General features: G+C 35.1%; 28 protein-coding genes and 1 pseudogene. 5 read left to right on the top strand and 24 right to left on the bottom strand.

The genetic code is table 11. The features are described 5' to 3' along the window. Position 1: 1 nt before the first annotated feature. The 16 genes from rpsQ to ACE939_RS00255 all read right to left on the bottom strand — a co-directional run bounded on the left by rpsQ (position 2) and on the right by ACE939_RS00255 (position 13,401). Positions 2–259 (bottom strand): 30S ribosomal protein S17, encoded by a 258-nt coding sequence (gene rpsQ / locus ACE939_RS00330; RefSeq protein WP_148782607.1) that lies wholly within the window; start codon positions 257–259, stop codon positions 2–4. A 12-nt stretch (positions 260–271) separates the two neighbouring features. Further along, positions 272–466, bottom strand: coding sequence for a 50S ribosomal protein L29 (gene rpmC / locus ACE939_RS00325; RefSeq protein WP_378186783.1), 195 nt, complete (start codon positions 464–466; stop codon positions 272–274). A gap of 11 nt (positions 467–477) precedes the next feature. Beyond that, a complete protein-coding gene (rplP, locus tag ACE939_RS00320; protein ID WP_148782605.1) occupies positions 478–897 on the bottom strand; it encodes a 50S ribosomal protein L16 in 420 nt (139 codons plus the stop codon). A gap of 20 nt (positions 898–917) precedes the next feature. Further along, the gene (rpsC, locus tag ACE939_RS00315; protein WP_378186782.1) at positions 918–1,643 is read right to left on the bottom strand and encodes a 30S ribosomal protein S3; all 726 of its coding nucleotides are present in this window, start codon (positions 1,641–1,643) and stop codon (positions 918–920) included. Positions 1,644–1,651: 8 nt separating this feature from the next. Further along, on the bottom strand, positions 1,652–2,059 hold the full coding sequence (gene rplV, locus ACE939_RS00310) for a 50S ribosomal protein L22 (protein ID WP_378186781.1): 408 nt from the start codon (positions 2,057–2,059) through the stop codon (positions 1,652–1,654). A gap of 8 nt (positions 2,060–2,067) precedes the next feature. Further along, entirely contained in the window at positions 2,068–2,346 is a 279-nt protein-coding gene (rpsS, locus tag ACE939_RS00305; RefSeq protein WP_378186780.1) for a 30S ribosomal protein S19, read from the bottom strand. Between the two features lie 6 nt (positions 2,347–2,352). Beyond that, positions 2,353–3,177 (bottom strand): 50S ribosomal protein L2, encoded by an 825-nt coding sequence (gene rplB, locus ACE939_RS00300; protein ID WP_378186779.1) that lies wholly within the window; start codon positions 3,175–3,177, stop codon positions 2,353–2,355. 9 nt (positions 3,178–3,186) lie between these two features. Continuing rightward, positions 3,187–3,477: a 50S ribosomal protein L23 gene (gene rplW, locus ACE939_RS00295; RefSeq protein WP_148782601.1), complete on the bottom strand. Its 291-nt coding sequence runs from the start codon at positions 3,475–3,477 to the stop codon at positions 3,187–3,189. A gap of 5 nt (positions 3,478–3,482) precedes the next feature. Next, positions 3,483–4,112 (bottom strand): 50S ribosomal protein L4, encoded by a 630-nt coding sequence (gene rplD, locus ACE939_RS00290; protein WP_378186778.1) that lies wholly within the window; start codon positions 4,110–4,112, stop codon positions 3,483–3,485. Then, complete coding sequence (rplC, locus tag ACE939_RS00285) at positions 4,112–4,729, bottom strand: 50S ribosomal protein L3 (protein ID WP_378186777.1); 618 nt, start codon at positions 4,727–4,729, stop codon at positions 4,112–4,114. Before rplC ends, rplD begins: the two co-directional genes overlap by 1 nt. Positions 4,730–4,907: 178 nt before the next feature. Further along, positions 4,908–5,213, bottom strand: coding sequence for a 30S ribosomal protein S10 (gene rpsJ / locus ACE939_RS00280; RefSeq protein ID WP_010181931.1), 306 nt, complete (start codon positions 5,211–5,213; stop codon positions 4,908–4,910). A gap of 11 nt (positions 5,214–5,224) precedes the next feature. Continuing rightward, complete coding sequence (fusA, locus tag ACE939_RS00275; RefSeq protein WP_378186776.1) at positions 5,225–7,351, bottom strand: elongation factor G; 2,127 nt, start codon at positions 7,349–7,351, stop codon at positions 5,225–5,227. Positions 7,352–7,363: 12 nt separating this feature from the next. Beyond that, the gene (gene rpsG, locus ACE939_RS00270; RefSeq protein WP_378186775.1) at positions 7,364–7,840 is read right to left on the bottom strand and encodes a 30S ribosomal protein S7; all 477 of its coding nucleotides are present in this window, start codon (positions 7,838–7,840) and stop codon (positions 7,364–7,366) included. Positions 7,841–7,864: 24 nt separating this feature from the next. After that, complete coding sequence (gene rpsL / locus ACE939_RS00265; protein WP_024770883.1) at positions 7,865–8,239, bottom strand: 30S ribosomal protein S12; 375 nt, start codon at positions 8,237–8,239, stop codon at positions 7,865–7,867. A gap of 577 nt (positions 8,240–8,816) precedes the next feature. Continuing rightward, positions 8,817–10,142: a SusD/RagB family nutrient-binding outer membrane lipoprotein gene (locus ACE939_RS00260; RefSeq protein ID WP_378186774.1), complete on the bottom strand. Its 1,326-nt coding sequence runs from the start codon at positions 10,140–10,142 to the stop codon at positions 8,817–8,819. Positions 10,143–10,161: 19 nt separating this feature from the next. Further along, positions 10,162–13,401: a SusC/RagA family TonB-linked outer membrane protein gene (locus ACE939_RS00255; RefSeq protein ID WP_378186773.1), complete on the bottom strand. Its 3,240-nt coding sequence runs from the start codon at positions 13,399–13,401 to the stop codon at positions 10,162–10,164. 473 nt (positions 13,402–13,874) lie between these two features. Here ACE939_RS00255 and rlmB point away from each other — a divergent pair, with 473 nt between their 5' ends. Beyond that, the gene (gene rlmB, locus ACE939_RS00250) at positions 13,875–14,609 is read left to right on the top strand and encodes a 23S rRNA (guanosine(2251)-2'-O)-methyltransferase RlmB (RefSeq protein WP_378186772.1); all 735 of its coding nucleotides are present in this window, start codon (positions 13,875–13,877) and stop codon (positions 14,607–14,609) included. 14 nt (positions 14,610–14,623) lie between these two features. On the opposite strand, the gene ACE939_RS00245 is transcribed toward rlmB, so the two are convergent. Further along, a complete protein-coding gene (locus tag ACE939_RS00245) occupies positions 14,624–15,373 on the bottom strand; it encodes a rhomboid family intramembrane serine protease (RefSeq protein WP_378186771.1) in 750 nt (249 codons plus the stop codon). 153 nt (positions 15,374–15,526) lie between these two features. On the opposite strand from ACE939_RS00245, the gene ACE939_RS00240 reads away from it, so the two are divergent. Next, positions 15,527–16,804, top strand: a complete 1,278-nt coding sequence (locus ACE939_RS00240; protein WP_378186770.1) for a replication-associated recombination protein A — start codon at positions 15,527–15,529, stop codon at positions 16,802–16,804. Here the strand turns inward: ACE939_RS00240 and ACE939_RS00235 are convergent. The 6 genes from ACE939_RS00235 to radC form a co-directional block, all read right to left on the bottom strand. Beyond that, positions 16,801–17,607, bottom strand: a complete 807-nt coding sequence (locus ACE939_RS00235; protein WP_378186769.1) for a hypothetical protein — start codon at positions 17,605–17,607, stop codon at positions 16,801–16,803. The genes ACE939_RS00240 and ACE939_RS00235 overlap by 4 nt on opposite strands. Before the next feature lie 3 nt (positions 17,608–17,610). Further along, the gene (locus ACE939_RS00230) at positions 17,611–19,014 is read right to left on the bottom strand and encodes a DUF5723 family protein (RefSeq protein WP_378186768.1); all 1,404 of its coding nucleotides are present in this window, start codon (positions 19,012–19,014) and stop codon (positions 17,611–17,613) included. Further along, positions 19,011–19,589 carry a hypothetical protein gene (locus tag ACE939_RS00225; protein WP_378186767.1) on the bottom strand — a complete coding sequence of 193 codons (579 nt, stop codon included), beginning with the start codon at positions 19,587–19,589 and terminating at the stop codon, positions 19,011–19,013. The genes ACE939_RS00230 and ACE939_RS00225 overlap by 4 nt, the downstream gene beginning before the upstream one ends. Positions 19,590–19,629: 40 nt before the next feature. Then, positions 19,630–20,319, bottom strand: a complete 690-nt coding sequence (locus ACE939_RS00220) for a YjjG family noncanonical pyrimidine nucleotidase (RefSeq protein ID WP_378186766.1) — start codon at positions 20,317–20,319, stop codon at positions 19,630–19,632. Further along, the gene (locus ACE939_RS00215) at positions 20,306–21,607 is read right to left on the bottom strand and encodes a DUF7033 domain-containing protein (protein WP_378186765.1); all 1,302 of its coding nucleotides are present in this window, start codon (positions 21,605–21,607) and stop codon (positions 20,306–20,308) included. The genes ACE939_RS00220 and ACE939_RS00215 overlap by 14 nt, the downstream gene beginning before the upstream one ends. An 82-nt stretch (positions 21,608–21,689) precedes the next feature. Further along, on the bottom strand, positions 21,690–22,382 hold the full coding sequence (gene radC, locus ACE939_RS00210) for a DNA repair protein RadC (protein ID WP_378186764.1): 693 nt from the start codon (positions 22,380–22,382) through the stop codon (positions 21,690–21,692). A gap of 221 nt (positions 22,383–22,603) precedes the next feature. On the opposite strand from radC, the gene ACE939_RS00205 reads away from it, so the two are divergent. From ACE939_RS00205 to ACE939_RS00195, 3 genes and pseudogenes are all read left to right on the top strand, one after another. After that, on the top strand, positions 22,604–23,050 hold the full coding sequence (locus ACE939_RS00205) for a hypothetical protein (protein ID WP_378186763.1): 447 nt from the start codon (positions 22,604–22,606) through the stop codon (positions 23,048–23,050). Between the two features lie 126 nt (positions 23,051–23,176). Then, entirely contained in the window at positions 23,177–23,620 is a 444-nt protein-coding gene (locus ACE939_RS00200; RefSeq protein ID WP_378186762.1) for a DUF1569 domain-containing protein, read from the top strand. Position 23,621: 1 nt separating this feature from the next. Further along, positions 23,622–24,233 (top strand): annotated as a pseudogene (locus ACE939_RS00195) (FMN-binding negative transcriptional regulator). Between the two features lie 2 nt (positions 24,234–24,235). Here ACE939_RS00195 and murC read toward each other — a convergent pair. Next, a complete protein-coding gene (gene murC / locus ACE939_RS00190; RefSeq protein WP_378186761.1) occupies positions 24,236–25,594 on the bottom strand; it encodes a UDP-N-acetylmuramate--L-alanine ligase in 1,359 nt (452 codons plus the stop codon). Positions 25,595–25,632: the final 38 nt, after the last annotated feature.

The raw sequence follows: 25,632 nt of genomic DNA, 5'->3' as shown, positions 1-25,632 counted from the left end.
ATTACTTCGCTCTTTCAATTACTTCTACTAATCTCCAACATTTAGTTTTACTCATAGGTCGTGTTTCCATGATCTTAACGGTATCACCAATATTGCAATCGTTTTTTTCGTCGTGTGCTACGTATTTTTTGGTCTTTAATACGAACTTTCCGTACATCGGGTGTTTTACTTTTCTAACTTCAGAAACCACAATTGATTTCACCATTTTGTTACTAGTAACAACTCCTATACGCTCTTTTCTTAAATTTCTTTTTTCCATCTTTCAGCAGAATTAACCGTTTAATTCTCTTTTTGTTAACTCAGTAGCTATTCTCGCGATAGATCTTCTCGCTTTACGTATTTGCAAAGGATTCTCTAATGGAGACATCGTGTGAGCCATTTTTAAATCCGAATACTCTTTTTGAGATTTACCAAGTTGCTCTTGCAATTCAGCTGTAGATAATTCTTTTACTTCTGATTGTTTCATAATCTCAAATATTAAGCTTGATAATCTCTAGCTACAATAAACTTAGTTTTAACTGGTAATTTTTGAGCGGCCAAACGAAGTGCTTCTTTAGCTACATCGTATGATACACCACTGATCTCGAATAAGATTCTTCCTGGCTTAACTACTGCTGCCCAATATTCTACTGCACCTTTTCCTTTACCCATACGTACTTCAAGAGGCTTTTTTGTAATTGGCTTATCTGGGAAAATTTTAATCCACAGAGATCCTTCTCTTTTCATATAACGGGTAGCAGAAATACGTGCTGCTTCTATCTGACGTGCAGTAACAAAACTTGAATCCAACGATTTAATCCCAAAAGTACCGTTTGAAAGTTGATTACCTCTTTGAGATAAACCCTTCATACGACCCTTTTGTTGTTTACGGAATTTTGTTCTTTTAGGCTGTAACATTGTTAATTTACTTTAAAAAATTACTTTCTACGACGTGATTTCTTCTCACCACCTCGACTGGCTCCTCTATCACCTTTTCCTTGTTTTTTGGATAATCCAACTAACGGAGAAAGCTCTCTTTTACCATACACTTCACCTTTCATGATCCACACTTTAACACCTAATCTACCATATGTAGTATGTGCCTCAACTAAAGCATAATCTATGTCAGCTCTAAATGTTGATAAAGGAATACGACCATCTTTATAAGACTCTGAACGCGCCATCTCAGCACCATTCAAACGTCCCGAAATCTGTATTTTAATACCTTCAGCATTCATTCTCATTGCAGCTGCAATAGCCATTTTGATAGCTCTACGGTACGAAATACGATTTTCAATCTGTCTAGCTACACTAGAACCAACCAAAAATGCATCTAATTCTGGTCTTTTGATTTCAAAGATATTAATCTGTACTTCTTTATCTGTAATCTTTTTAAGCTCTTCTTTTAACTTGTCTACCTCTTGACCACCTTTACCGATAATTATACCAGGTCTAGCAGTAGTGATAGTAACGGTTACAAGTTTAAGCGTACGCTCAATAATTACTCTTGATACACTAGCTTTTGATAAACGTGCGTGTACGTACTTTCTAATCTTATCGTCCTCAGCAAGTTTATCGCCGTAGTCATTACCTCCGTACCAGTTGGACTCCCATCCTCTAATGATACCAAGGCGATTTCCGATTGGATTTGTTTTCTGTCCCATACTATTATTTAGCTTTGTGTATTATTTTTTGCAGCAACCACGATTGTAACATGGTTAGAGCGTTTTCTTATTCTGTGTGCTCGACCCTGTGGGGCTGGACGTAGTCTTTTCAACATACTCCCTCCATCAACACGAATCTCTTTTACAATAAGCTCAGCATCCTCGATGCTAGCGTCTTCATTCTTCGCCTGCCAGTTAGCTATTGCAGATAACAAAAGCTTTTCTAAACGACGTGATGCTTCTTTAGGATTAAATCTAAGAATATGAAGCGCTCTTTCAATTTTTTCGCCACGAACTAGATCCGCTACTAAACGCATCTTTCTAGGTGACGTAGGACAGTTATTAAGCTTAGCAAAAGCAAGCTGCTTTCTCTCTTCCTTAATTCTATCCGCCATTTCTCTTTTACGAACTCCCATAGCTTAAATTATTTTTTTCCTTTATTTTTAGCACCAGCGTGCCCTCTAAAGGACCGTGTTGGCGAAAATTCTCCTAATTTATGCCCAACCATATTCTCTGTAACATATACAGGAACAAACTGGCGACCATTATGTACTGCTATTGTCTGACCTACAAAATCAGGTGTTATCATCGAGGCTCTTGACCATGTCTTGATAACCGATTTTTTGTTCGACTCAACGTTTGCAGCCACTTTTTTCTCTAACTTATAGTGAACGTAAGGTCCTTTTTTTAATGAACGTGCCATATCTTATTATTTCTTTCTACGTTCTACAATATACTTATTACTCGCTTTTGTCTTAGAACGGGTTCTATAACCTTTTGCAGGAAGACCTTTTCTAGAACGTGGATGACCTCCTGAAGACTTACCTTCACCACCACCCATTGGGTGATCAACTGGGTTCATCACAACTGGTCTCGTACGTGGTCTTCTACCCAACCATCTACTTCTACCAGCTTTACCAGATACTAATAACTGATGATCACTATTCGAAACAGCACCTATGGTAGCAACACAATTAACCAAGATTAATCGCACCTCACCCGATGGAAGCTTTACTGTTGCAAACTTACCATCTCTAGCCATCAACTGTGCAAAAGATCCAGCACTACGCGCCATAACAGCACCTTGACCTGGTCTTAACTCTATACAAGAAATAATAGTTCCTAAAGGAATATCACTAAGCGGCATTGCATTACCTATCTCTGGAGCAACACCACTACCTGAAACTATATTCTGCCCAACCTGAAGTCCATTTTGAGCAATAACATAACGCTTCTCACCATCTTGATAGTTTAGAAGCGCGATAAATGCAGTTCTGTTTGGATCATATTCAATCGTTGCAACCGTAGCAGGAACACCTTGCTTATCACGTTTGAAATCGATAATACGATATCTTCTTTTATGACCACCACCGATATAGCGCATGGTCATTTTTCCTTGACTGTTTCTACCACCAGATCTTTTATTCGGAGCCAAGAGGCTTTTTTCCGGCTTATCAGTAGTAATGGCGTCAAATCCATTAACTACTCTAAAACGCTGACCTGGGGTAATTGGTTTTAATTTTCTTACTGACATCTGTTAGTCTTAAAGATTACTATATAAATCAATTACTTCACCTTCCGCCACCTGTACAATTGCTTTTTTGATAGCATTTGTTTTACCAGTGATCATCCCCGTTTTTGTAAAACGAGTTTTACGATCTGGACGGACATTAATAGTACGAACTTTAGTTACAGAAACACCATAAGCAGCCTCGACAGCTTTCTTAATCTGTACCTTATTCGCTTTTTTATCTACCTGAAAACCATAGCGGTTAAACAACTCACTATCGCTGGTAGCCTTTTCCGTAATAATAGGTTTTATTAAAATACTCATGGCTTCTATTTACTTAAATTCGCTTCAATTCCTTTCAAAGAACTCTCCAAAAGTACAACACTATTTGCATTAAGTATTTTGTAAGTACTTAATTCTGAAGAAGTTATAACTTCGGATCCTTTTAAATTGCGTGACGACAAATATACATTATTATTTGACTCCCCCAACACAAACAAAGATTTTTTACTATCTAATCCTAAAGACTTTAGGACAGATGTAAAATTCTTAGTTTTTATTGTATCAAAATTAAAATCCTCAACAATCATAATTGCTTTGTCATTTGCTTTGATACTTAAAGCTGATCTTCTAGCCAATCGCTTTAAATTTTTATTCAATTTAAAAGAATAACTACGAGGTCTAGGTCCAAAAATTCTACCCCCCCCTTTAAAGATAGGAGACTTAATACTACCTGCTCTAGCAGTACCAGTTCCTTTTTGTTTCTTTATTTTTCTAGTACTACCAACAATCTCTGCTCGTTCCTTAGCCTTGTGCGTACCCTGACGTTGATTCGCCAAATACTGTTTCACATCTAAGTATACAGCATGATCGTTTGGTTCTATACCAAAAACAGCATCAGAAAGGTCTGCCTTTCTACCTGTTTCTTTTCCGTTAATATCAACAACTGCTACTTCCATTACTTCTGAATCGTTACATAAGCATTTTTGTGACCAGGAACACATCCTTTTACAACAAGCAGATTCTTTTCAGCAACTACTTTTAATACTTTTAAGTTTTGAACTTTTACTTTATCTCCGCCCATTCTACCGGCCATTCTCATTCCTTTGAATACTCTCGCAGGATAAGAAGCCGCACCAATGGATCCAGGAGCTCTTAAACGGTTATGCTGACCGTGAGTCGCTTGACCCACACCTGCAAATCCATGTCTCTTAACTACACCTTGGAAACCTTTTCCCTTTGATGTACCAGAAACATCAACAAATTCACCTTCTGTGAAATGTTCTACTGTTATGGTATCTCCTAATTTGTGATCCTCCTCAAAACTTTTGAATTCTACGACTTTACGTTTAGCAACAGTTCCTGCTTTTTTAAAGTGACCAGTAGCCGCTTTAGTAGCATTTTTGTCTGCTTTGTCATCGAAACCTAATTGAATAGCTTCATAGCCATCAACTTCATTAGTTCTGACTTGGGTGATCACACATGGTCCAGCTTCGATAACTGTACATGGAATGTTTTTTCCATTCTCATCGAAAATGCTGGTCATACCGATCTTTTTTCCTATTAACCCAGACATATTTAATAAATTATTAATTAATACTTACTCTTATTTATTTTCTAAAAAATAAAACAGGGTCAAAATACATCAACCCTGATTATATTTTTCCGTTTTTCCCTCGCACACAGCTCAGGACATTTTAGTATTACAAACTTACAACTAAAGCAACTATAAAAGTTGCTTTAGCATAAGATAATTACACCTTAATTTCAACTTCAACACCACTTGGTAATTCAAGCTTCATTAAAGCATCAATAGTTTTTGATGAAGAGCTATAAATATCCAAAAGTCTTTTGTAAGAACTTAATTGAAACTGCTCTCTTGATTTTTTATTTACGTGCGGTGAACGTAATACAGTGAAAATCTTTTTATGTGTTGGCAAAGGAATCGGGCCAGTTACTACAGCGCCGGTACTTTTAACCGTTTTTACGATTTTCTCAGCAGATTTATCTACCAAGTTGTGATCGTAAGATTTTAGTTTTATTCTAATTTTTTGACTCATTTCTGTAATAATTAAGCGTTAACTCCTTTTGCAGCTGCGATTACTTCTTCTGAAATATTAGATGGAGTCTCAGCATAATGTGAAAATTCCATAGTAGAGGTTGCTCTACCTGAAGATAGAGTTCTCAATGTCGTTACATAACCAAACATCTCTGATAATGGTACCGTAGCTTTTACTGTTTTTGCACCAGCACGATCACCCATATCACTTACTTGTCCTCGACGACGATTAAGATCACCTACGATATCACCCATATTCTCCTCAGGAGTAATAACTTCTAATTTCATAATTGGCTCCATAATCACGGCTTTAGCTGCTTTTGCAGAATTTTTAAAACCTAATTTAGCAGCTAATTCGAACGATAATTGATCAGAATCTACATCGTGGTAAGATCCGTCTTTCAATGTCACCTTCATAGAATCTACTTCATACCCTGCCAAAGGACCATTTACCATAGCAGCTTTGAATCCTTTTTCTATAGATGGAATAAATTCTTTAGGAACGTTACCACCTTTAATAATGGATTCGAACTGAAGTCCAACTGTACCTTCATCCGCAGGTTCGATAGTAAATACAATGTCGGCAAATTTACCACGACCACCAGACTGTTTCTTATAAACCTCTCTATGATCTGCAGCTTGTGTAATAGCCTCTTTGTACTCAACTTGTGGCTGACCTTGATTTACCTCCACCTTAAACTCACGTCTCAATCGGTCTACAATAATATCCAAGTGCAACTCTCCCATTCCAGAAATAATAGTCTGTCCAGAAGCCTCATCGGTTTTCACCTGGAAAGTTGGATCTTCCTCAGCAAGCTTTGATAAAGCCATACCTAGCTTATCTACATCTGCCTTAGTTTTCGGCTCTACCGCGATACCAATAACTGGATCAGGAAAGTCCATACTTTCTAAAACAATAGGATGCTTCTCGTCTGACATAGTGTCACCAGTTTTAATATCTTTAAAACCAACAGCAGCACCAATATCACCAGCTTCTATATAATCAATAGCATTCTGCTTATTAGAATGCATTTGATATATTCGAGAAATACGCTCTTTCTTACCAGAACGATTATTAAGTATATAAGACCCTGCGTCCAATCTACCTGAATAAGCTCTAAAAAATGCTAATCGACCAACAAATGGATCCGTAGCAATTTTAAAAGCCAAAGCAGCGAAAGGCTCCTTAACATCTGGCTTACGCAATTCTTCTTTTTCTGTATCTGGATTCACACCAACAATACCTTCTTTATCTGTAGGAGAAGGCAAATAACGACATACCGCATCTAACAGAAACTGAACCCCTTTATTCTTAAAAGCTGAACCACAAATCATAGGAATAATCGACATATCCATCACAGCAGCACGAAGCGCAGCATGCACCTCTTCCTCTGTAATCGAATCTTCGTCTTCCATATATTTCTCAAGAAGATTCTCATCATACGCAGCAACCTCTTCAATAAGCTTACCTCGCAAAATTCTAGCCTCTTCTTTCATATCCTCAGGGATATCTACCACATCAAAAGTAGCTCCTTGAGTTTCGTCATGCCATATAATCGCACGATTCTTAACCAAATCTACTATACCTTTAAAATCTGCCTCATCACCGATATTAAGAACGATAGGAACAGCATTTGAACCTAACATATCTTTAACCTGTTGACAAACAGCCATAAAATTAGATCCTTGACGATCCATTTTATTAACAAAACCAATTCTTGGTACTTTATAATTATCTGCTAATCTCCAGTTAGTTTCTGACTGTGGTTCAACACCATCAACCGCACTAAATAAGAAAACCAATCCATCCAAAACACGTAATGAACGATTTACCTCTACGGTAAAATCAACGTGACCCGGTGTATCAATAATATTAAAATGATAATCTTTTGTTTCAGGTAAAGGTTGTGCATTCTCCAAAGGAAACTTCCACGTACAAGTTGTAGCAGCCGAAGTAATTGTAATACCACGCTCCTGCTCTTGCTCCATCCAGTCCATAGTTGCAGCACCATCATGCACTTCACCTATTTTATGACTCACACCCGTATAATAAAGTATACGCTCTGTCGTTGTTGTTTTACCCGCATCAATATGCGCAGCAATACCTATATTTCTTGTATATTTTAAATCTCTAGCCATTTCTGTTCGTGATTAAAATCTAAAGTGTGAGAATGCTTTATTTGCTTCAGCCATTTTATGAGTATCAACTCTTTTCTTTACCGCTGCACCTTCTTCTTTTTCTGCAGCTAAGATTTCTCCCGCTAATTTCTGAGCCATTGATTTCTCATTACGCTTACGCGAAAATTGAATCAACCATTTCATTGCAGTAGAAATTTTACGGTCTGGCCTAATTGGATTAGGAATTTGAAAGGTAGCCCCTCCAACACGTCTACTTCTAACCTCTACGTGAGGCATAACATTAGACAATGCATCCTTCCACATCTCTAAAGATGTTTTCTCTTCGTTTTGTTTTTTCTCTTCTACAATATCAATCGCATCGTAAAAGATCTTGAAAGCTGTCGACTTTTTACCATCCCACATCATCATGTTTACAAATCTAGTTACTAACTGATCGTTAAAACGTGGATCTGGTAAAATAGGTCTTTTTTTAGCCTTTCTTTTTCTCATCTCTTCTTCTTAAAAGTTTTAAATTTACTTCTTAGGGCGTTTTGCACCGTACTTAGATCTACGTTGCGTTCTTCCTTCAACACCAGCGGTATCCAAGGCTCCTCGCACAATATGATATCTAACTCCCGGTAAATCTTTTACCCTTCCACCTCTAACTAATACTATCGAATGCTCTTGAAGATTGTGTCCCTCACCACCGATGTACGCGTTAACCTCTTTTCCATTCGTTAACCTAACACGCGCTACTTTACGCATCGCAGAGTTTGGTTTTTTTGGAGTAGTGGTATACACACGAGTACATACACCGCGGCGTTGCGGGCAAGAATCCAAAGCAGCCGATTTACTCTTCTTAGTTATTTTGGCTCTACCTTTTCGTACTAATTGTGAAATTGTTGGCATAATTTGCTTTACACTATAATTAATTTTTATTAATCCTCTTTTATGAGGGCTGCAAAGGTAGAATTATTTTTTGAGTATTCAAACCCAAACTAATTAATTTTCAAATAGTTTTAAAAAAAATACAACCATAACAATTTTAAATAGCTACAAAAAAAATAAGATTTAATCTATTTATATACATCGCAAAAGGTCACTAATTAAATAATACATAAGCGCCTTGATCAAGAACTATAGGGATCCTAAATAATCGATAGAAGGCTAAAAAGTTACATTATTGCAACGATCTATACTACTTATTTTAAACTAATTGACTTAGAGAAACAATATTTTAAACCGCTAATTATGTAGGGTTAAATTACAAGCTCTACAGAAAAGATATATCAACATTTAATGTAAGACAAAATCAACATACTACTAATCTAAAACAAAAAATTATGACAGTAATTTTGAGTTAATTCAATATATACTGTGAATGCACTTTGCAATGTAAAAAGGGTTGTCATAAATATGACAACCCTTTTTTAAATTACGAATTCAAAATTTAGCAATAATATTAATATCGATAAATTATCTTGAATTATTTATTAACATCAGTTTCTTCGAACAAATCAATTAATCCAGGGAAATTTTCATTTGCACCAATTTCCGTTTGCGGATACAAGAATCTTTGAGGAATAGTAGTGGCATTTGCACCTTTAACAGGAACACCAATTAAATTATCTGTTCTTCTTAGATCGTGATATACTTGAGCAGAACCTATTAAAGTAATATATTTTTCCTCAAGAATCTCCTCTAACAATTGATCTCCGACAGATGCTGATGGAGGAAATGCTGCTCCATATTGAACAGAAAGCTCGGCTCTAACTTCATTAAATGGCGTTAAAGCATCTCCAGATGTTCTAAATGCTGCTTCTGCCTCAATCAACTTAGTTTCATACCAGGAAACAATAGGAAAACCTGCATCTATAGCAAAAAAACCATCTTCATTAGTATTCAATTCAATTTTCTCACTCGTAGTATTATCAAAAAAGTAAAAAGCATCTCTTTGTACATCTCCTGGAGTAGGTAAGGCTCTAGGCACTTCTCCTTGGACTAATTTACGTAAATGCGAATTTGAAACATTCATGTAACCCGGTCTATACAATACCGTGAATTGATAGAACATATTCTGAGATCCATCAGCTGTACCATGAGAAGAAACTAAATCGTTTTCCCTAGATGAGATACCTAAGCGAGCCTCTAATAAAGCATTGGGGTAATCCCCAGCAATCATATAATATCTAGCCTTCAACGAATGTCCAATTTCAGCCCATAAAGCATTATTATCTTCGTAGACAGGCACACCATAGATACCTACACCAGCACTACCAACATTTGCTATTCCATTAGATAAAATCTCTTGAACATTTTGAAGAACAGTTGCTTGTTCATCATAGCTTGGATTTGGGAAATCAATAAAATTTAAAGCCTCAGAAAAGGGTACATCACCCCATAGTGCAGCAGCTTCTCCTAGAAGTAAACCCTGAATTATTTGAGCTACTCCTTCTAATATTTGATCTCCATCTTCGGCTCCACTTTGCTCTGCTAAAACAGCTTCTTTCAAGCCATCGGCATAAATATCATTCCACATACCATCATAATCACCTGCAGTAGTTATGTAATTATTTAAAGGTATATATTGTCGATCATCTCCAGTAAATTGGTCAGAAAATATTCCCGCAGTTCTAGCGACACCACTTTCTGACAATACTAACACAGATAAATTTGCTTGACCAATAAGCAAGTTACCTGGTGCTTCTTGAAAGTTATTCGGATCATCATTGAATCCATCACTATAATCGCTACAAGACGCTAGCACAGTGGCTGCTAAAAGTACGATAAATTTTAATTTATAAATTTTCATTGTTATAAGTGTTTTTTAATTAAAATCCTAATCTTAAAGTAAAAGCATAAGATTTAGTACTAGGGTTAGTAAAATAATCCAAACCTCTACCTCTCGACGCTCCAGTAAGGTTAATATCTGGATCGAAACCATCTATTTCTGTCCATAAGAAAAGGTTTCTTCCTGTTAAAGTAATAGAAAAATTAGAAAAACCAGCCTGTTCTATAAATCTAGAAGGAAAGTCATATCCTAAAGACAACTCTCTTAAACGGGTCCATGATGCATCTGTGATAAAACTTTCACTTTGTGCACCAAATCCTCCACCATTAGTAGTATACCAATCAATATCGAGAGCAACAGGTCCATTTCCAAAATCTTGAATATTACCTCTAAACTCTGTTCCTGCTGGGATTACACCTCCAGAATAAGTCGTTAAATCTTGATTAGAGACAGAGATATTCGCTGTTTCAGGACTAATACCAAAATAATTTAATACTCCTTTAGTACCTTGCCAGTGATCGTTACCTTGAGAAGTTTCTAACTGAGCTGACAATGTAATTCCTTTATATGATATGTTCGTCCCAATACCACCTGTCCAGTCTGGATTAGGATCCCCTAAAACTGATTCTTCTGTAGAAACCACAGGAAAACCATTAGCATCTAAAACAAAATTATCGTTATCATCTCTTTCAAAACCTACTCCCCATAAAGCTCCAAGTGCATATCCCTCTACAGCTCTAGAAGATGCTCCGGCAAATCCGTTTAAAAACACAGACTGAGTTCCGCTTAGACTTTCAACTATATTCTCATTTTTTGCAAAATTAGCATTGATAGACCACTCAAAATTAGTGTTAGAAACAAGTTTTAAAGACAAATCTAGCTCAACACCTTTATTAGATATTTCAGCAGCGTTATCGTAAACTGAACTTGAACCTGTAGAAGAAGGAACATCTAACAACAAAATAACATCCTCGGTTGTTCTATCGTAATAAGTTGCACCCAAGGTAATTCTATTTTGAAAAAACCTTAAATCAGTCCCTATTTCGTATTCTTTGATACGCTCCTCTTTAAGATTAGGATTACCTATAGCATTGTTCGATTGAAAAGGGTTACCATAAACAGATGCTAACAACTCATCTCCAAAACCAGTAAGAATCCCACCTGGACTAAATGTATCTGCGGCCAAATATGGATTTGGCTCAATACCAACTTCACCATAAGCTAATCTCACTTTACCAAAAGACAAGAAAGAATCACCATTTATCAACTCAGAAAATTTCCAACCCAAAGAAGCTGCTGGATAGAAAATATTATCTGTTAATGTTGATGGTCTTTCATATCTACCAGATAATTCTATTAAAAGTTGATTAAAGAACTCTGCATTTAAAACAGAATAAACTCCAGATTTACGAGTTTCACTAACAAATCTCTCAGGTACTTCATTTTCTGCTGTTGCATTTCCAAAAAGTCTAAGATCGCCTAAAGCAGGATTTGTAAATTGAGCACTTGTAGCAGTTAATCTACTATACTGATTTCTATCTGCGGAGGCACCTAAAATAACACCATAATTAAAATTATCGCTTACCATCTTATTATACTGCAAGAAAACATTTATATTTTCTGTTTTTTCCTGAACATCATCCTGTCTGAAAGAACCCAAAGCAAAAGAAGATGCAGAATTTACTGGGAAATAGGTCTCTCTATGATCAGTGTAATAATCTAAACCATAACGACCTGTAAATGATAGGTTATCATTAACTTTATAAACCAACTCTGGTGAAAGATTAAATCTTTCAACACCATTCGGGTTACTCTGCTCATTAATAGTCCAACCTGGATTATTATATGCAGGTGCAGCCGATCCTAAGTAGTTACGGTAACTACGATGTGCATTTTGAGTAGGTACATTATTAGCATCATAGTACGTACCTTTATAGTCTCTATTATCAAAATCAGGTGAGGTTCTTAAGTACCCTAAATAAAGTCCATTAACATTAGAACCCTGTTGTATTCTTTCTGATTTTATCTTCGAATAAGAAGAACCAAACTTTATACGTAATTTATCAGTCAAATCCGTAGTTTGATTTAATCGTAGTGTCTGCCTTCTATACGTCGATCGTCCTTGAATAATACCATCTTGATCCCAATCAGAAAAACTAACATATGTACTACTGTTAGGTCCAGAGAAAGATACATCCACTGCCTTCTCAAAAGTATAACCAGTTCCAAAAACTTGATCACGATTAGTATCGTTATAAACTTGATTATCATTTTTCTGAAGAATCGGATAAATAACGTTTCCAGATATTGATTCGAATCGTTCATTCCCAAGATCAACACCATTAGCTTCTCCTGATCTTAAAGCAATTCTATCACCCCAAGAAAAAGCACTATTATTTTGAAAAACTCCATCATCAACACCCACACCAACTGGTGTACCCTGACCAAAGATTCCTTGTTTTTCAAATTCTTTATTAACTTCATCGATAATCACTGAAGCCTTTACATTGACCGAAACTTTTTTAGCCGAACCAATTCGACCTTTCTTAGTTGTAATAACTATCACTCCATTCGCAGCACCAGTACCCCAAACCGCGGCAGCAGATGCACCCTTAAGTACAGTAACATTCTCAATATCCTCTGCACTAATATCGTTTAAACGAGACTGCTCCGAAACACCAGAAGTAGTCGCAGTTATATTTACGTTTGAATTTGAAATTGGCACACCATCTAAAATGATCAAGGGCTCAGACGCTCCATTGATCGAATTCTGTCCTCTAATTAAAATAAAGGCTCCAGAACCTGGATCACCAGAATTTTTTGTAATCTTAAGTCCAGAAGTTTTACCCGCCAAACCTTGGATCACACCAGACTCTGCTGATTTAGTAATCATTTCAGTATCTACAGTAGTAGATGAAGTAAGGTCATCATCTTTTTTCTTCTTCAAACCTAAAGCAGTTACCACTACGGTCTCTAACTGAGCTAAGTCCTCCGAAAGTTTAACATTAATTTCATTGTTCTCATCGACAACAATTTCCCTTCCTGCAAAACCTACATAGCTAAAAGATAAAACAGCACCACGATTTGCTTGGATAGAATAATTTCCATCAAAATCGGTTTGTGTACCATTTGTAGTATTTTTAACTATTATGTTTACTCCTGGAAGCGGTAAACCTGAATCATCGGTAACCGTACCGGAAATTGTTTTTTCCTGTGCAAATGTTATCTGCACAATAAACGCTAGAAAAAGCGTTAAAATTCCACTAAATTTAGTTCTCATTTTATGATTTATTTGAATTAGCCAATGCCAAAAATGATAATTATATCGATATAAACCAATTTTTTGATTGTTAATTTTAAAGTTTTAAGAAATAAATTGCTTTAAAAAATTGTTTGTTTCAATTAAAAGATAACCTTAAAAAAACCTTAACACAAATAAAACTCATCACAATCTATAAAATATACACTATAAATGAGATAGTTAATTCTACGAAGTCAATTAACTACACTTTTGAAGAAAATTAACGTTGTTTAAAAATCGTGAAAAATTAAATTTTCTTTTTTTTCAAAATATATCGCTTTAAAATACTTGATAATTCCAAGCTTCGAACCATAAGATTCATTTTTGAAAGAAATATTACTTGTTCTATTCAATTATTTTATTCATTTATTAATCATTATTATTTTTTACAAGCTGCTTACATCCCTCTGAAATTTTCAGGGGGATGTTTTTTTTATCCTATATTTGCGCACATGAAAAATGATTCTCAAATTTTTGGTATTCGGGCCGTAATAGAGGCTATCAATGCTGATCAGACTATTGACAAAGTTTTTGTTCAAAAAGGTTTGCAGGGTGCTTTATCCAAAGAACTAATGCAGCTTCTGGACGAACAACGTATCACATATTCATTCGTTCCTATAGAAAAACTAAATCGCCTAACACGGAAAAACCACCAAGGTGTCGTCGCGCTCACCTCACCTATTGTATTTGCTGATCTTGAAAATCTCGTAATGAATGTTATAGAAACTGGTGAAACGCCACTTTTTCTCATATTGGACCAGCTTTCTGATGTTAGAAATTTTGGGGCAATCATTAGAACTGCCGAATGTACTGGGGTGCATGGAATCATTGTGCAAAAAAAAGGTGGTGCCCCAGTTAGCGCCGATACTGTTAAAACATCGGCGGGTGCCATATTCAAAATTCCTATTTGTAAAGTCGACCATATTAAAGATGCTGTATTTTATATGCAAGGTTCAGGTATTCGAGTTGTCGCTGCAACCGAAAAAACTGACCAAATGATATATGACATTGATTTAAAACTTCCGACAGCGATAATAATGGGAAGTGAAGGCAAAGGTGTTACTACTTCATTATTAAAAATGGTTGATCAAAAGGCTAAACTACCAATGAACGGTACTATAGGATCCTTAAATGTTTCTGTAGCTTGTGGAGCATTTTTATATGAAACTATTCGACAGAGATTATAAAGTGATACCATGATCTAATCTTTCTTTTGCTCCTTATATTCATAAACTATTTGTATATCTGGAATTCTATTTTTTTCTTCTTCATTACTTACTTCTTCTTTCGCTAGTTCTATAAAATTTCCGTTTTCATCAAAATGGCGCATAAATACATCCTCATCGGGATCATAATCTGGCTGTTCCCATGTATATACTGGTTGTTTGATTATTCCATTTTTAATTAACAATGCCAGAATAAAGCCTGTAAGTAAACCCGATAGATGTCCCTCCCATGAAATAGAATCTTTGATAGGAAATACATACCAAAGCATGCTCCCGTACATAAAAACGACACTAAAAGATAATGCAATTAAACGATAATGCTTTGTAATTATACCTTTAAAGAAAAGAAAACTGAACAGCATATAGATAATGCCACTAGCTCCTATATGTAGCGAAGGCCTTCCAATAAGCCAGGTTAATGCACCAGTTGCAAACATCCCAATACCTAAAACAGCCCAGCTCCTATCACTATAAAAATAAAAAAGTGCTGTAGACAATATTAATAAGGGCAGCGTATTATTCCATAAATGAGAGATGCCAGAGTGTATAAACGGAGAAAACAAAATCCCTTGTAATCCAGCAATGCTACGTGGATAAACTCCTAAGTAATTCAAATTGAAACCAAAACGCGATTCTGCCCAGAAGACAAGCCAAATTATTAAAACAAAAAATATGGGGTAACCTATCACCCCTGTCTTAAAACTGAATTCGAAATTATCTTTCATAATAGTAAACACGTATCAAAAAACCTTCCATAAAATACTTCTTGAAAAATTGTCAGTATTGATCAATATACTACAAATAAAACATGAATAAAAGTTCTTAAGATAAACTTAGCTTGATGCATCAAACGATATTTGTAACTTTGTAAAATGAATATGAATGCACCACTAGCTGAGCGAATACGACCCACTTCATTAGAAAGTTATTTAAGTCAAGAACACCTCGTTGGAGATCAAGGATCTCTTAAGCAGCAAATTACAAAAGGTATTATTCCGTCATTGATTTTATGGGGTCCTCCAGGCGTGGGTAAAACTACCTTGGCTAATATAATTGCTCAAGAATCTGGACGTCCTTTTTATACATTGAGTGCAATTAGTAGTGGTGTTAAAGAGGTGCGAGAAGTTATTGAAAAAGCTAAAAAAAGCGGAGGTCTTTTTACAGCTAAAAATCCTATTCTTTTTATAGATGAAATACATCGTTTTAGCAAATCTCAACAAGACTCTCTGCTGGGCGCCGTAGAAAAAGGATGGGTTACATTAATCGGAGCAACTACTGAGAATCCAAGTTTTGAAGTGATACCTGCATTACTATCCAGATGCCAAGTATATGTACTCAATCCTTTTGGAAAAGAAGAATTGGAACAATTGCTACACCGTGCTATTAAGGAAGATATCTACCTACAAACCAAAGAAATTTCTTTAGCACAAACACATGCCCTTTTAAAATTGAGTGGGGGAGACGCAAGAAAACTCCTCAATATTTTTGAGTTAATTGTAAACAGTCAGGAGCAACAACATATAGTTATTACCGATGAATTAGTAACTAAATTAGTACAACAAAATACGGTTCGCTACGACAAAACTGGAGAACAACACTATGATATTATTTCGGCGTTTATAAAATCTATAAGAGGTAGCGATCCTAATGCCGCTGTATATTGGCTTGCAAGAATGATTGAAGGAGGAGAAGATTTGAAGTTTATCGCTCGTAGGCTTATCATTTCGGCTTCAGAAGACATTGGCAACGCGAATCCTACTGCTCTTATTATGGCTAACAATACTTTTCAAGCTGTTACAACTATCGGATATCCTGAATCTAGAATTTTATTGAGTCAATGTACGGTTTATCTAGCCACATCGGCAAAAAGTAATGCTTCTTATATGGCAATAAATAAAGCTCAGCAGCTTGTAAGACAAACTGGAGATCTATCCATACCTTTACACCTTAGAAACGCCCCTACTAAACTTATGAAAGAGTTGGGTTACGGTGAAGATTATAAATATGCACATAACCATGCCAATAATTTTATAGAACAGGAATTTTTACCCGCCGAGGTTAGCAACACCAAACTATATGAACCTGGCAATAATCAACGGGAAAATGCTTTACGCACTTACTTAAAAACACGATGGAAAGAAAAATATAATTATTAGTTATTTTTCATTCTAGCGAACGTATCTTTTGACAAAAGATGGGTGCTTTCTATAACTCGTTCTAAAATTAAATTTCCTTCTTTATCAAAAAAAGCATGTCCACTTAAGGCTCCTGCCCGAACCATATAACTGTTTGCAATAGAGGTTTTATAGAGTTTTCCTATAACAATTTCTTTATCCTTCGACTTTTCTTCTAAACTATACCCGTAGGGTTGTTTTCGCAATAAATATAGCTTAGCATTAAAAGTAAAATGTATTAAATTTAAAGAAAATATATTTTCGATTAATTCTTTATCATTCTGTATACTTTCTTTGTTTGAAATATCAATTGTAGAAGGTGTTTTGATAATATCGTCTACGGCAACCGCTTCTTCTATATATTTGTAGTTTAAACGTGACACAGATTCAAATGCATTTCGTAAAGCTTCGTGATACGCTTTTTTAAAATCCTTGGCTCTACTTTTACCTTCTTTAGAGGTGAAAACAATTTTTGCATTGCAATCCTTTAGAACTACAACTAATTTAGTTGTAAATAACCCAGAGTTTTTCTTAACTTCTGTTCGCAACCCTAGACAACCATTAGCTATAAGATCTTTCGGAAATACTTCCCCTTCCATTATAGCTATAAAACCATACTTTTCAAATAAAAATTTAGTCAAGGCATTTACTTCGTAAGCATTCTCACTTTTTAAAAAATCAAACTTTTGGGGAACAATCACATATTTATATGTATTGATTGAGTTTTGAGCAATCATGAAATTGCAACTCAAAACAAATAGTAAAAGTAAAAAAATACGATTCATGTTTTAAAATATAATATTAATGCCAAACTGAAGGGATGCGCCCCTAGCTTTGGCCAAATTGGAATAGGAAAATAAATTATCTGCTGCAATATACATATTTAATGGATTAACATGTGTTGATATAAGTAGCCCAACATTATAATAAGAAAATTCGTCAATCGTATAATTAATTTTTGTTCTTAAAAAATCAAACCAACGCTTATAGTAGTAAAAAGAACCCGCCAAAACTGGTCTTTTGGGTCTAAATTGACTAAATAACTGAAAGCCAACTGCGTCCGTATAACGTGGTATTCCCTCTTTTACATAACATTTACAAGATCCACTATCAAATCTATTAAACAGATGCTTTATGGATCCATTAATTTTAAGAGATCGCATTGTTGTATAAGAAGTAGATAGTGTATCGATAGACAAAGACTCTTTTAGATCATTTAAAAAGTCCTGAGGACCATTACCTGTAAATTGAATAGGTGTTTCAAAACCGTCAAATGCATAGTCCCCAGATGCAACATAAGTTTCGACATCTTTGTTATAGAGTATCAATCCCAGATCATTCAGACTTCCTGTTATAAGCCATTGTTCGTCCATTTTATAACTAAATCCAAGATCGATACCCAAACCTAAATTACCGCCCAAAAAACCTTTTCTAAGGAGTGTTCTTTTGTATTCTTTAGCTTTCTCACTAGCCTCACCATCATTAATCTCTCTTAGATCGCCATATCCAGAGGTTTCGATGACAATGTTAGCGTCACTAACTATATGGCGGTATAAATTATTTCCACCTAAGGATTCTACCGTGGTAAATGTTCCCTGATTTCTAGCGCTTCTCATATGAAACATGCTTGAATACAATTTGGCTCTTGCCCCAAAGGTAAGCCGATTGTCAACTTGTTTATTATATCCAAAGTGAAATACAGTCAGTAATTCTGTAGAGCCCGTGAAATCTGAAAAATTAAACTCGCGATTTATATACTCTTCGTTACCTTCGTAAGCCAAGATAACTAGATCTTTTGGGAAGTACCCTATAAAATCGAATTCTTCGTATACCCCAGCAGAAAAATATATTTTAGGATCACGCCTACTCCTCCATCCTACATTTAAGATTTCCAATTGTTGTGTAACAGCTAAGTAATCATCACTAGTAAGTTCTCTAAGCTTCTCACTTATTTTCTCATCTATAGTACGCTCATCGTTAGCAACGATATCAAAAAGACTACCTCCTTTAAGCCCTGCGCTTATATAAAATTGAGATCCTAGAGGAACTCCTACGTGTCCATTAAACGTAACCATAGTACCTGGGTTACTCAACAGCGATTGGGGGAGATCTGCATAGTCATAAAGTCCTGCTTTATTTTGCGCAAACATGCCTAAGTTTAAAAGAAAAACAAAAACCAAAGATGCTTTCATAACGGGTAATTGAAATAAAAAGTTCCTTTGGATCTCAAGGTCATACTACCCGTTAGCGAATTATCAATTTGACGCATAATGAAGGTAGTTGCTATTTGTTTTGCATTAGTTATAGCCCTAATATCAGACTTCCCAAGAACAAGTGTTTTTGTTGTAACCACTGGCTCCAAATTTTTGCCATTCCCTTTGGCTATATTTAAACTATATGATTGTCCTACCTGAAATGAAGAATTATTAAGGAACTCAAAAGAAAAGACAGCCTCTTTCTCAATTAGATTGATAAACTCGAAAGTCAACGCAATACTATCCAAATTTTTTGTCGCAAATTCATTTCCCAAAAGATCATATGCCAAGGTATCTCTTACAATACCTATTGGAATCCCTATGGTTGGTAAAGGTCTGCCCCCACCTAAATCGGGAATTTCGATCTTAGAAAAAATAAAAGCAACTTCATAGACCGGTGACAATTCAACCGCATCCAATTGATCCAAGTCTATATCTTTTACGCAGGCTGTAAATAATAAAACCACCCCTACTACGCTCCATTCAAAACATTTAACCAACCCTCGCTTCATCTTCACTTAATCCTTCTATAAAACATTAATCCTTTGACTATTACAATATCTTAATAATTTCTTTTAAATCTGTAATTTGAATGATATTTGTGGGAATTTTTTGATTGTGATAATTAAAACATATAGCTTGTAACCCAATATTTTGGGCGCCTAGGATATCTGCTTCATAGTTATCACCAATCATAATACTATTATCAAATTGCGCTCTAGCACTTCGCAAAGCAGTATCAAAGATAATTCGATTAGGTTTTTTTACCCCTACTTCGTCGCTATTAGTTACAGTTTTAAAATAATGGGCAATTCCTGAAGCCTTCAATTTTTGTTCTTGAACTTCTTTAAAACCGTTTGTTATAATATGTAAGTTATATTTTTTTGAAAGATATATAAGTGTATCCTCTGCTCCACTAATTAAATGATTAGATAACGGTAAAGCTTTAATATAATGATCTGCTAAAGCATCAATTATTGACAAAGGGTAGGATAAATTAAGCTGAGCAAAAGTATCTACTAAGCGTCCGCGACGCAAGGCTTCCTTAGAAATCTCTTCTTCTCTAAAAAGCTTCCAATAGTGCATATTTATTGGTTGATAAACTTGTAAAAAGGACTCTAATGATACATCTATATCTAGATTTTGAAAAATAATTTTAAAAGCTAAAGCAGAGTTTTTATCAAAATCCCACAAGGTGTGATCCAAATCAAAAAACACATGTACGATCCTAGTTTTCATCATAATTCCAAATCATTTCGTAGACAGATTTCCAATACTGTTTCTGATGTATATCACTAAATACATCATTACTAAGGATAGGCATAAAACAACCGTTTACTTGTTTAATCTTATCGATATACGAATGTATTTTAAAAGTCAAGGATTCGGCAGTAGTGTGGTGATGTAAAGCTTCAGAGGTAAAATAAAATGAATGAATTAATAAGGGAGTTTGTACCTCATAATCCAAATCATAAAAAAGAAAAGGAGTACATGTACCTGCTCTAAAACCGACATGATCGTGATACCCCATAGAAAAGTCGTTTTCGATCTCTAGCTCTATGAAGTTACGATACGCGTCGGGAAGTTTTAATTTATAAAAAGAGCATATACAGTCTTTTAACTGTCGATTAAAGATCCCTTCAATTCGATTTTTTTCTTCTTTTAAAGTGGATAAGTTAGCTACTGCTTCATATGAAACCTTAAGCCCTACATTTATATAATCTGATACGTGTTTTATTATAGCTTGATGAGATAATTTATTATAATTTACATTTTTCTCATAACTTGAGTAATCACCTAAGCCAAAGACTACCAAAAGATCTCTCTTTTTATGCTTTTGTAACTCTATCAAAAGATCAAAGGTATCATAAGGATCTTTCATTAATCCGCTTAACACCTTAATTCGATCCAATAACATTTTAAACCTAAGTCCAAAAATATCGCGTATTGAAGCTCCTACAGTTCGCACTATACCTTTATGTTTGTAAAGAAAAGTTTGAGAAACTTCGATAATTGGACGAATTGAGAATGTACCAAGATTCATTTTTATATCGGGAAATCTTGCTATCAGAACATCTCGTAAACGATATGCCCATAGATCTACCACAGGCTCTTGCAAAAAATCTTCGGTATATCCTAAACTTTCGGTTACAGGAAATCTTCCTAACTCATCCTTAACATGAGGCAAATATTCTTCATACCTAGAAAGCAAATAAAAAGTAGCAGAGAATATATCAAATGGCAATGCAGAAGCTTCACTCTTTACTGGAAAAAAGCATTTGGTATCCCCCCAAGAGTACACACTAATTTCGGTTTCACTGATTCCATGTTCAAACAGTAACTCATAACTTTGAAAGTATAGTTCTTTACCTAAGGGTTTTTTACCATAAGAAAATTTGGGACCGTCGTGTGCAATAAAGTTTTCAATTTTTGATGTCAATTCAACATCTATTCCTAAAATTCGCTTGCAAATATGCCTAAGCGTATAGGAAACTCTTGGGGTAATTTTATGAACGTAAATTAACAACATATATCAAAAAAGTTCTGCAACTACAACATACCAACATTTCATTTTGAATCCTGCTTTTTTTTAAAAAAAATTTCCAATTAAATTAAAGAATGGCTGCATCTGCGAAGCTAAAATACTCTTTTTCTGTGACTATCAAATGATCCAAAAGTTTTATATCAAGACAAGCCCCTCCATTTTTGAGCTTTGTCGTCAATTCTTTGTCAGCCAAACTAGGTTTTAGGGTACCACTAGGATGATTATGAACCAAAATTATTGCTGTAGCATCAAATTCTAAGGCTGCACCAAAAACGATACGAGGATCTACTAAGGTTCCTGTTTTACCACCAATACTAATTTGTTTTTTCTTAAGTACTTTATTCGAATTATTTAGATAGATAACCCAAAATTCTTCATGTGCAAGATCTGCTAGTTCTGAATAGATCAAATCATACACATCGTTACTGCATTTTATTTTTTCAATTTTTGGAGCCACTTCTTCGCGTCGTCTCCTACCTAACTCAAGAGCGGCTATAATGGTTATAGCCTTTGCTTCACCTATACCTTTAAACTTAGTGAGTTGCTGTACAGAGAGCTTACCCAATGCATTGAGTTCGTGATCAACACTTAACAATAATCGCTGACTTAATGCTACAGCACTTTCATTTCGGCTTCCCGAGCCAATTAAAATAGCAATTAGTTCTGCATCAGACAATGCATTTTTACCTTTACCGATTAATTTTTCTCGTGGTCTATCTTTTTCATGCCATGATTTGATAGATATAACAGCGGTATCCATATATTTTGTTGGTTAATTTTACATTAAAACACTTCAAATTTTAAGACAATAAGTTTACATTATTTATCTCAAAAACAATACTTTAATTACTAGTAATATCAAAAAAATTAATTTTCTTAAGGATTTTAACATTTATATTTGTTTGAAAATGAAACTTTTACTATATTTACGGACCCTTAATTCTAAAAATCTATCATTTTTAACTTCAAATTGACCTATTTATGAAGAACATTTTTACTCTTACATTATTGATGGCTACTTTCAGTTTCTATGGCCAGCAACAAAAAAAAATATCTTTCTTGGATTTAGTAGGAAACTGCATACAAGTTCCAAGAGGATGCGAAGCACAATCTCAATATGAGCTACAAGCTTGTAATGGGACATCCATTAAATGGGAATATTACGGAGACGATATGCTATCTGCAGTTTTTGATCAGATCATTAGTACTTTTGAAGAATCAAACTCAAGTAAAACTCCTGTAACCTTTAGTTCTTTTGGACACCAACTTACAGGTTATAAGTTTAAAATGGGTACCTCTTACCAGTATTTCCTAAAAGGAAAAATAAAGGATCAACCTTTAATGATTAATTTAGGAACTCCTACAAATATATCTGGAAAAGCAGATCTTGATAATTTCTTAGGAATGGTTTTTGACGAAGTTAGTTAATACAGCATACGATTTTATATTTTTGAAAAAGGTTTGATCTTAAGGATCAAACCTTTTTTGTTTGCCATTATCATTTTTGAAATTAATACTTTATTTTTGATACAATTCACGCAAAATATGTAGGTCATGAAATCATTATTTGACATCGCTAGTAAAAATGAGATTGAGGAAAGAATCCATACGTTATCCATCAGTAGTCCTGCACAATGGGGAAAAATGGATGTAGCACAAATGCTTAGTCATTGTCAATTCCCTTTAAAAGTTGCTATCAATAAAGAGGATTTTCGATTAAAATCGAACTGGATAGCCCGAATATTTTTTAAAAAACTACTATATAACGACACCCCTTGGCGTAAAAATTTACCAACTGAACCAAATTTTAAAGTTAAAGAGAATAAAGACTTTGATCATGAAAAAACAAATTTGATCAATTGTATACATGATTTTTATGCTTTAAAAGACAATGATGTATTGCCTACACATCCAATATTTGGAAAATTTACTAAACAGCAATGGGGGCAGATGCAGTATAAACATCTAGATCATCACCTTACTCAATTCAAGGCATAATATGTCAAACTATCCTCCCTTATATCATCAAGATTTTGTAGTCGAACATAGCAAATTCATAGCTAAGCACTATCCATTTGCTACACTAATATCTGTACGAGATAATGCGCCCTTGATCACACATGCTCCATTGATACTAGAGGGTGATTCTCTCATAGGTCATATTGATAAAAATAATCCGCATTGTAGAGTTTTAAAACAAAACCAGCCTATAACCGTACTCTTTAAAGGACCGCAAACGTACATTTCTCCTTCAATTTACACAACACCTCAGCTACCTACTTAGAACTATATTATTGCTCATGCTACTGGGACTGTCGAACATATACAGGATCTTACTCGAGTAAAAGAAAGTATTGTCGCTATGACTACCTACTTGGAAGCGCCGAATCATCTATATAAATTACAACTTGATGATCCTAGAATGGATCGAGCTGTATCTTATATTCATGGATTTAAAATTCACGTAACGCATTGGGAAGGAAAATTTAAATTGAGCCAAGATAAAATACCTGCAGACATAGAAAATGCAAAACAGCGACTTATACAAACGAATCAACAGGATATCGCAACATTTGTAGATACACTTTTTAGCTTACATTTTTCAGATTAATATTAACGTTCAATCCACTCCTTGACTTCATCAAAATTTAACCCACCATAGTTACCACTACTCATCAAAAGTAGGGCAATATTATCAAAATCCTGTAGCATTAAATATTGCTTAAATTCGACTGGATTCGTATAAACAGTTAATTGATCATTCTGAAAAGCAGTCGTTATCTGATTTGAAGAGACCTCATCAAGCTGTTTTAATTCTACAGCTTCGGGAGAATAAAAAACCACAGCTTCATCGGCAGCATCCAAAGCACCTTTATATTCTTTGAGAAACTCTGCGTTAAGACTACTATACGTATGCAATTCTAAACACGCTAATACCTTATGGTCAGGATATTGTTCTTTCACTGCTTTGGTAGTAGCCGCCACCTTTGATGGGCTATGTGCAAAATCTTTATAGGCTACCGCATTATTTGAGGCTGCAATCTTTTCTAATCGCTTTGATGCGCCTTTAAATGTAGCTATGGCTTCATAAAAATCATCTTCGTCAATACCCATATGCTGGCAAATCCATTTTGCTCCGGCTAGATTGCTCAAGTTATGAGCTCCAAAAACTTCAATCGGCATATCTCCATCGGGAGTCTCTAATAGCGTTTCACCTTCGATAACCTTATAAACTGGTGTTTCATAAGGAAATTTACGTATCTGCTTTTCTGTACTTTCTGCGAGTTGAGCAACCTCAACATCTTCATTGTTATAAACGAGTGCACCTCCATTAATGATAGATTCTATAAAAACCTTAAACTGTTCAACATAACCAGTATAGGTTGGAAAAACATTAATATGGTCCCAAGCAATCCCACTAATCAATGCAATATTGGGTTGGTACAAATGAAATTTTGGTCTTGGATCAATAGCCGATGACAAGTACTCATCTCCTTCGAGAATCATAAAATCATTATCTGTGGTAAGGCGCACCATAACATCAAATCCCTCGAGTTGCGCCCCTACCATATAATCTACATCTTTACCGTGGTAATGCAACACATGTAGAATCATCGAGGTAATGGTAGTTTTACCGTGAGATCCTCCTATGACAACTCGGGTTTTATTTTTTGCATGTTCATACAAAAACTCGGGGTACGAATAAATTTTGAGACCCAATTGTTGTGCTCTTGCTAGTTCGGGGTTATCTGCCTTAGCATGCATTCCTAAAATTACCGCATCCACATCACTCGTTAATTTCTCGGGATGCCATCCAAATGTATTGGGTAGCAATCCATGCTTTTTTAAGCGAGTTTTTGAAGGCTCAAAAATAGTATCATCACTACCTGTTATAGTATCTCCTTTTAAATGTAAAGCAATTGCAAGATTATGCATTGCACTGCCGCCTATGGCGATAAAATGTATGCGCATGATATTAACTGTATTGAAAAAGTAAAGATACAATTAAC

This window comes from Aquimarina rhodophyticola, from assembly GCF_042434915.1.
In the GTDB taxonomy this organism is placed as follows: Bacteria; Bacteroidota; Bacteroidia; order Flavobacteriales; family Flavobacteriaceae; genus Aquimarina.
Note: the sequence above shows the minus strand (reverse complement) of the source record. Positions and strands in the feature narration are given on the sequence as shown.

What these genes read in the sequence shown, in the direction of transcription:
- ACE939_RS00205 (WP_378186763.1), top strand. Translation starts at nt 22,604, where the DNA reads ATGAAGAACATTTTTACTCTTACATTATTGATGGCTACTTTCAGTTTC.
- rplW (WP_148782601.1), bottom strand. Translation starts at nt 3,477, where the DNA reads ATGAGTATTTTAATAAAACCTATTATTACGGAAAAGGCTACCAGCGAT.
- rplB (WP_378186779.1), bottom strand. Translation starts at nt 3,177, where the DNA reads ATGTCAGTAAGAAAATTAAAACCAATTACCCCAGGTCAGCGTTTTAGA.
- ACE939_RS00215 (WP_378186765.1), bottom strand. Translation starts at nt 21,607, where the DNA reads ATGTTGTTAATTTACGTTCATAAAATTACCCCAAGAGTTTCCTATACG.
- rpmC (WP_378186783.1), bottom strand. Translation starts at nt 466, where the DNA reads ATGAAACAATCAGAAGTAAAAGAATTATCTACAGCTGAATTGCAAGAG.
- rplP (WP_148782605.1), bottom strand. Translation starts at nt 897, where the DNA reads ATGTTACAGCCTAAAAGAACAAAATTCCGTAAACAACAAAAGGGTCGT.
- ACE939_RS00235 (WP_378186769.1), bottom strand. Translation starts at nt 17,607, where the DNA reads ATGAATCGTATTTTTTTACTTTTACTATTTGTTTTGAGTTGCAATTTC.
- rplD (WP_378186778.1), bottom strand. Translation starts at nt 4,112, where the DNA reads ATGGAAGTAGCAGTTGTTGATATTAACGGAAAAGAAACAGGTAGAAAG.
- rpsS (WP_378186780.1), bottom strand. Translation starts at nt 2,346, where the DNA reads ATGGCACGTTCATTAAAAAAAGGACCTTACGTTCACTATAAGTTAGAG.
- ACE939_RS00220 (WP_378186766.1), bottom strand. Translation starts at nt 20,319, where the DNA reads ATGATGAAAACTAGGATCGTACATGTGTTTTTTGATTTGGATCACACC.
- ACE939_RS00255 (WP_378186773.1), bottom strand. Translation starts at nt 13,401, where the DNA reads ATGAGAACTAAATTTAGTGGAATTTTAACGCTTTTTCTAGCGTTTATT.
- ACE939_RS00225 (WP_378186767.1), bottom strand. Translation starts at nt 19,589, where the DNA reads ATGAAGCGAGGGTTGGTTAAATGTTTTGAATGGAGCGTAGTAGGGGTG.
- fusA (WP_378186776.1), bottom strand. Translation starts at nt 7,351, where the DNA reads ATGGCTAGAGATTTAAAATATACAAGAAATATAGGTATTGCTGCGCAT.
- rplC (WP_378186777.1), bottom strand. Translation starts at nt 4,729, where the DNA reads ATGTCTGGGTTAATAGGAAAAAAGATCGGTATGACCAGCATTTTCGAT.
- rplV (WP_378186781.1), bottom strand. Translation starts at nt 2,059, where the DNA reads ATGGGAGTTCGTAAAAGAGAAATGGCGGATAGAATTAAGGAAGAGAGA.
- ACE939_RS00240 (WP_378186770.1), top strand. Translation starts at nt 15,527, where the DNA reads ATGAATGCACCACTAGCTGAGCGAATACGACCCACTTCATTAGAAAGT.
- rpsG (WP_378186775.1), bottom strand. Translation starts at nt 7,840, where the DNA reads ATGAGAAAAAGAAAGGCTAAAAAAAGACCTATTTTACCAGATCCACGT.
- rlmB (WP_378186772.1), top strand. Translation starts at nt 13,875, where the DNA reads ATGAAAAATGATTCTCAAATTTTTGGTATTCGGGCCGTAATAGAGGCT.
- rpsC (WP_378186782.1), bottom strand. Translation starts at nt 1,643, where the DNA reads ATGGGACAGAAAACAAATCCAATCGGAAATCGCCTTGGTATCATTAGA.
- ACE939_RS00260 (WP_378186774.1), bottom strand. Translation starts at nt 10,142, where the DNA reads ATGAAAATTTATAAATTAAAATTTATCGTACTTTTAGCAGCCACTGTG.
- ACE939_RS00230 (WP_378186768.1), bottom strand. Translation starts at nt 19,014, where the DNA reads ATGAAAGCATCTTTGGTTTTTGTTTTTCTTTTAAACTTAGGCATGTTT.
- ACE939_RS00200 (WP_378186762.1), top strand. Translation starts at nt 23,177, where the DNA reads ATGAAATCATTATTTGACATCGCTAGTAAAAATGAGATTGAGGAAAGA.
- rpsL (WP_024770883.1), bottom strand. Translation starts at nt 8,239, where the DNA reads ATGCCAACAATTTCACAATTAGTACGAAAAGGTAGAGCCAAAATAACT.
- ACE939_RS00245 (WP_378186771.1), bottom strand. Translation starts at nt 15,373, where the DNA reads ATGAAAGATAATTTCGAATTCAGTTTTAAGACAGGGGTGATAGGTTAC.
- murC (WP_378186761.1), bottom strand. Translation starts at nt 25,594, where the DNA reads ATGCGCATACATTTTATCGCCATAGGCGGCAGTGCAATGCATAATCTT.
- rpsJ (WP_010181931.1), bottom strand. Translation starts at nt 5,213, where the DNA reads ATGAGTCAAAAAATTAGAATAAAACTAAAATCTTACGATCACAACTTG.
- radC (WP_378186764.1), bottom strand. Translation starts at nt 22,382, where the DNA reads ATGGATACCGCTGTTATATCTATCAAATCATGGCATGAAAAAGATAGA.
- rpsQ (WP_148782607.1), bottom strand. Translation starts at nt 259, where the DNA reads ATGGAAAAAAGAAATTTAAGAAAAGAGCGTATAGGAGTTGTTACTAGT.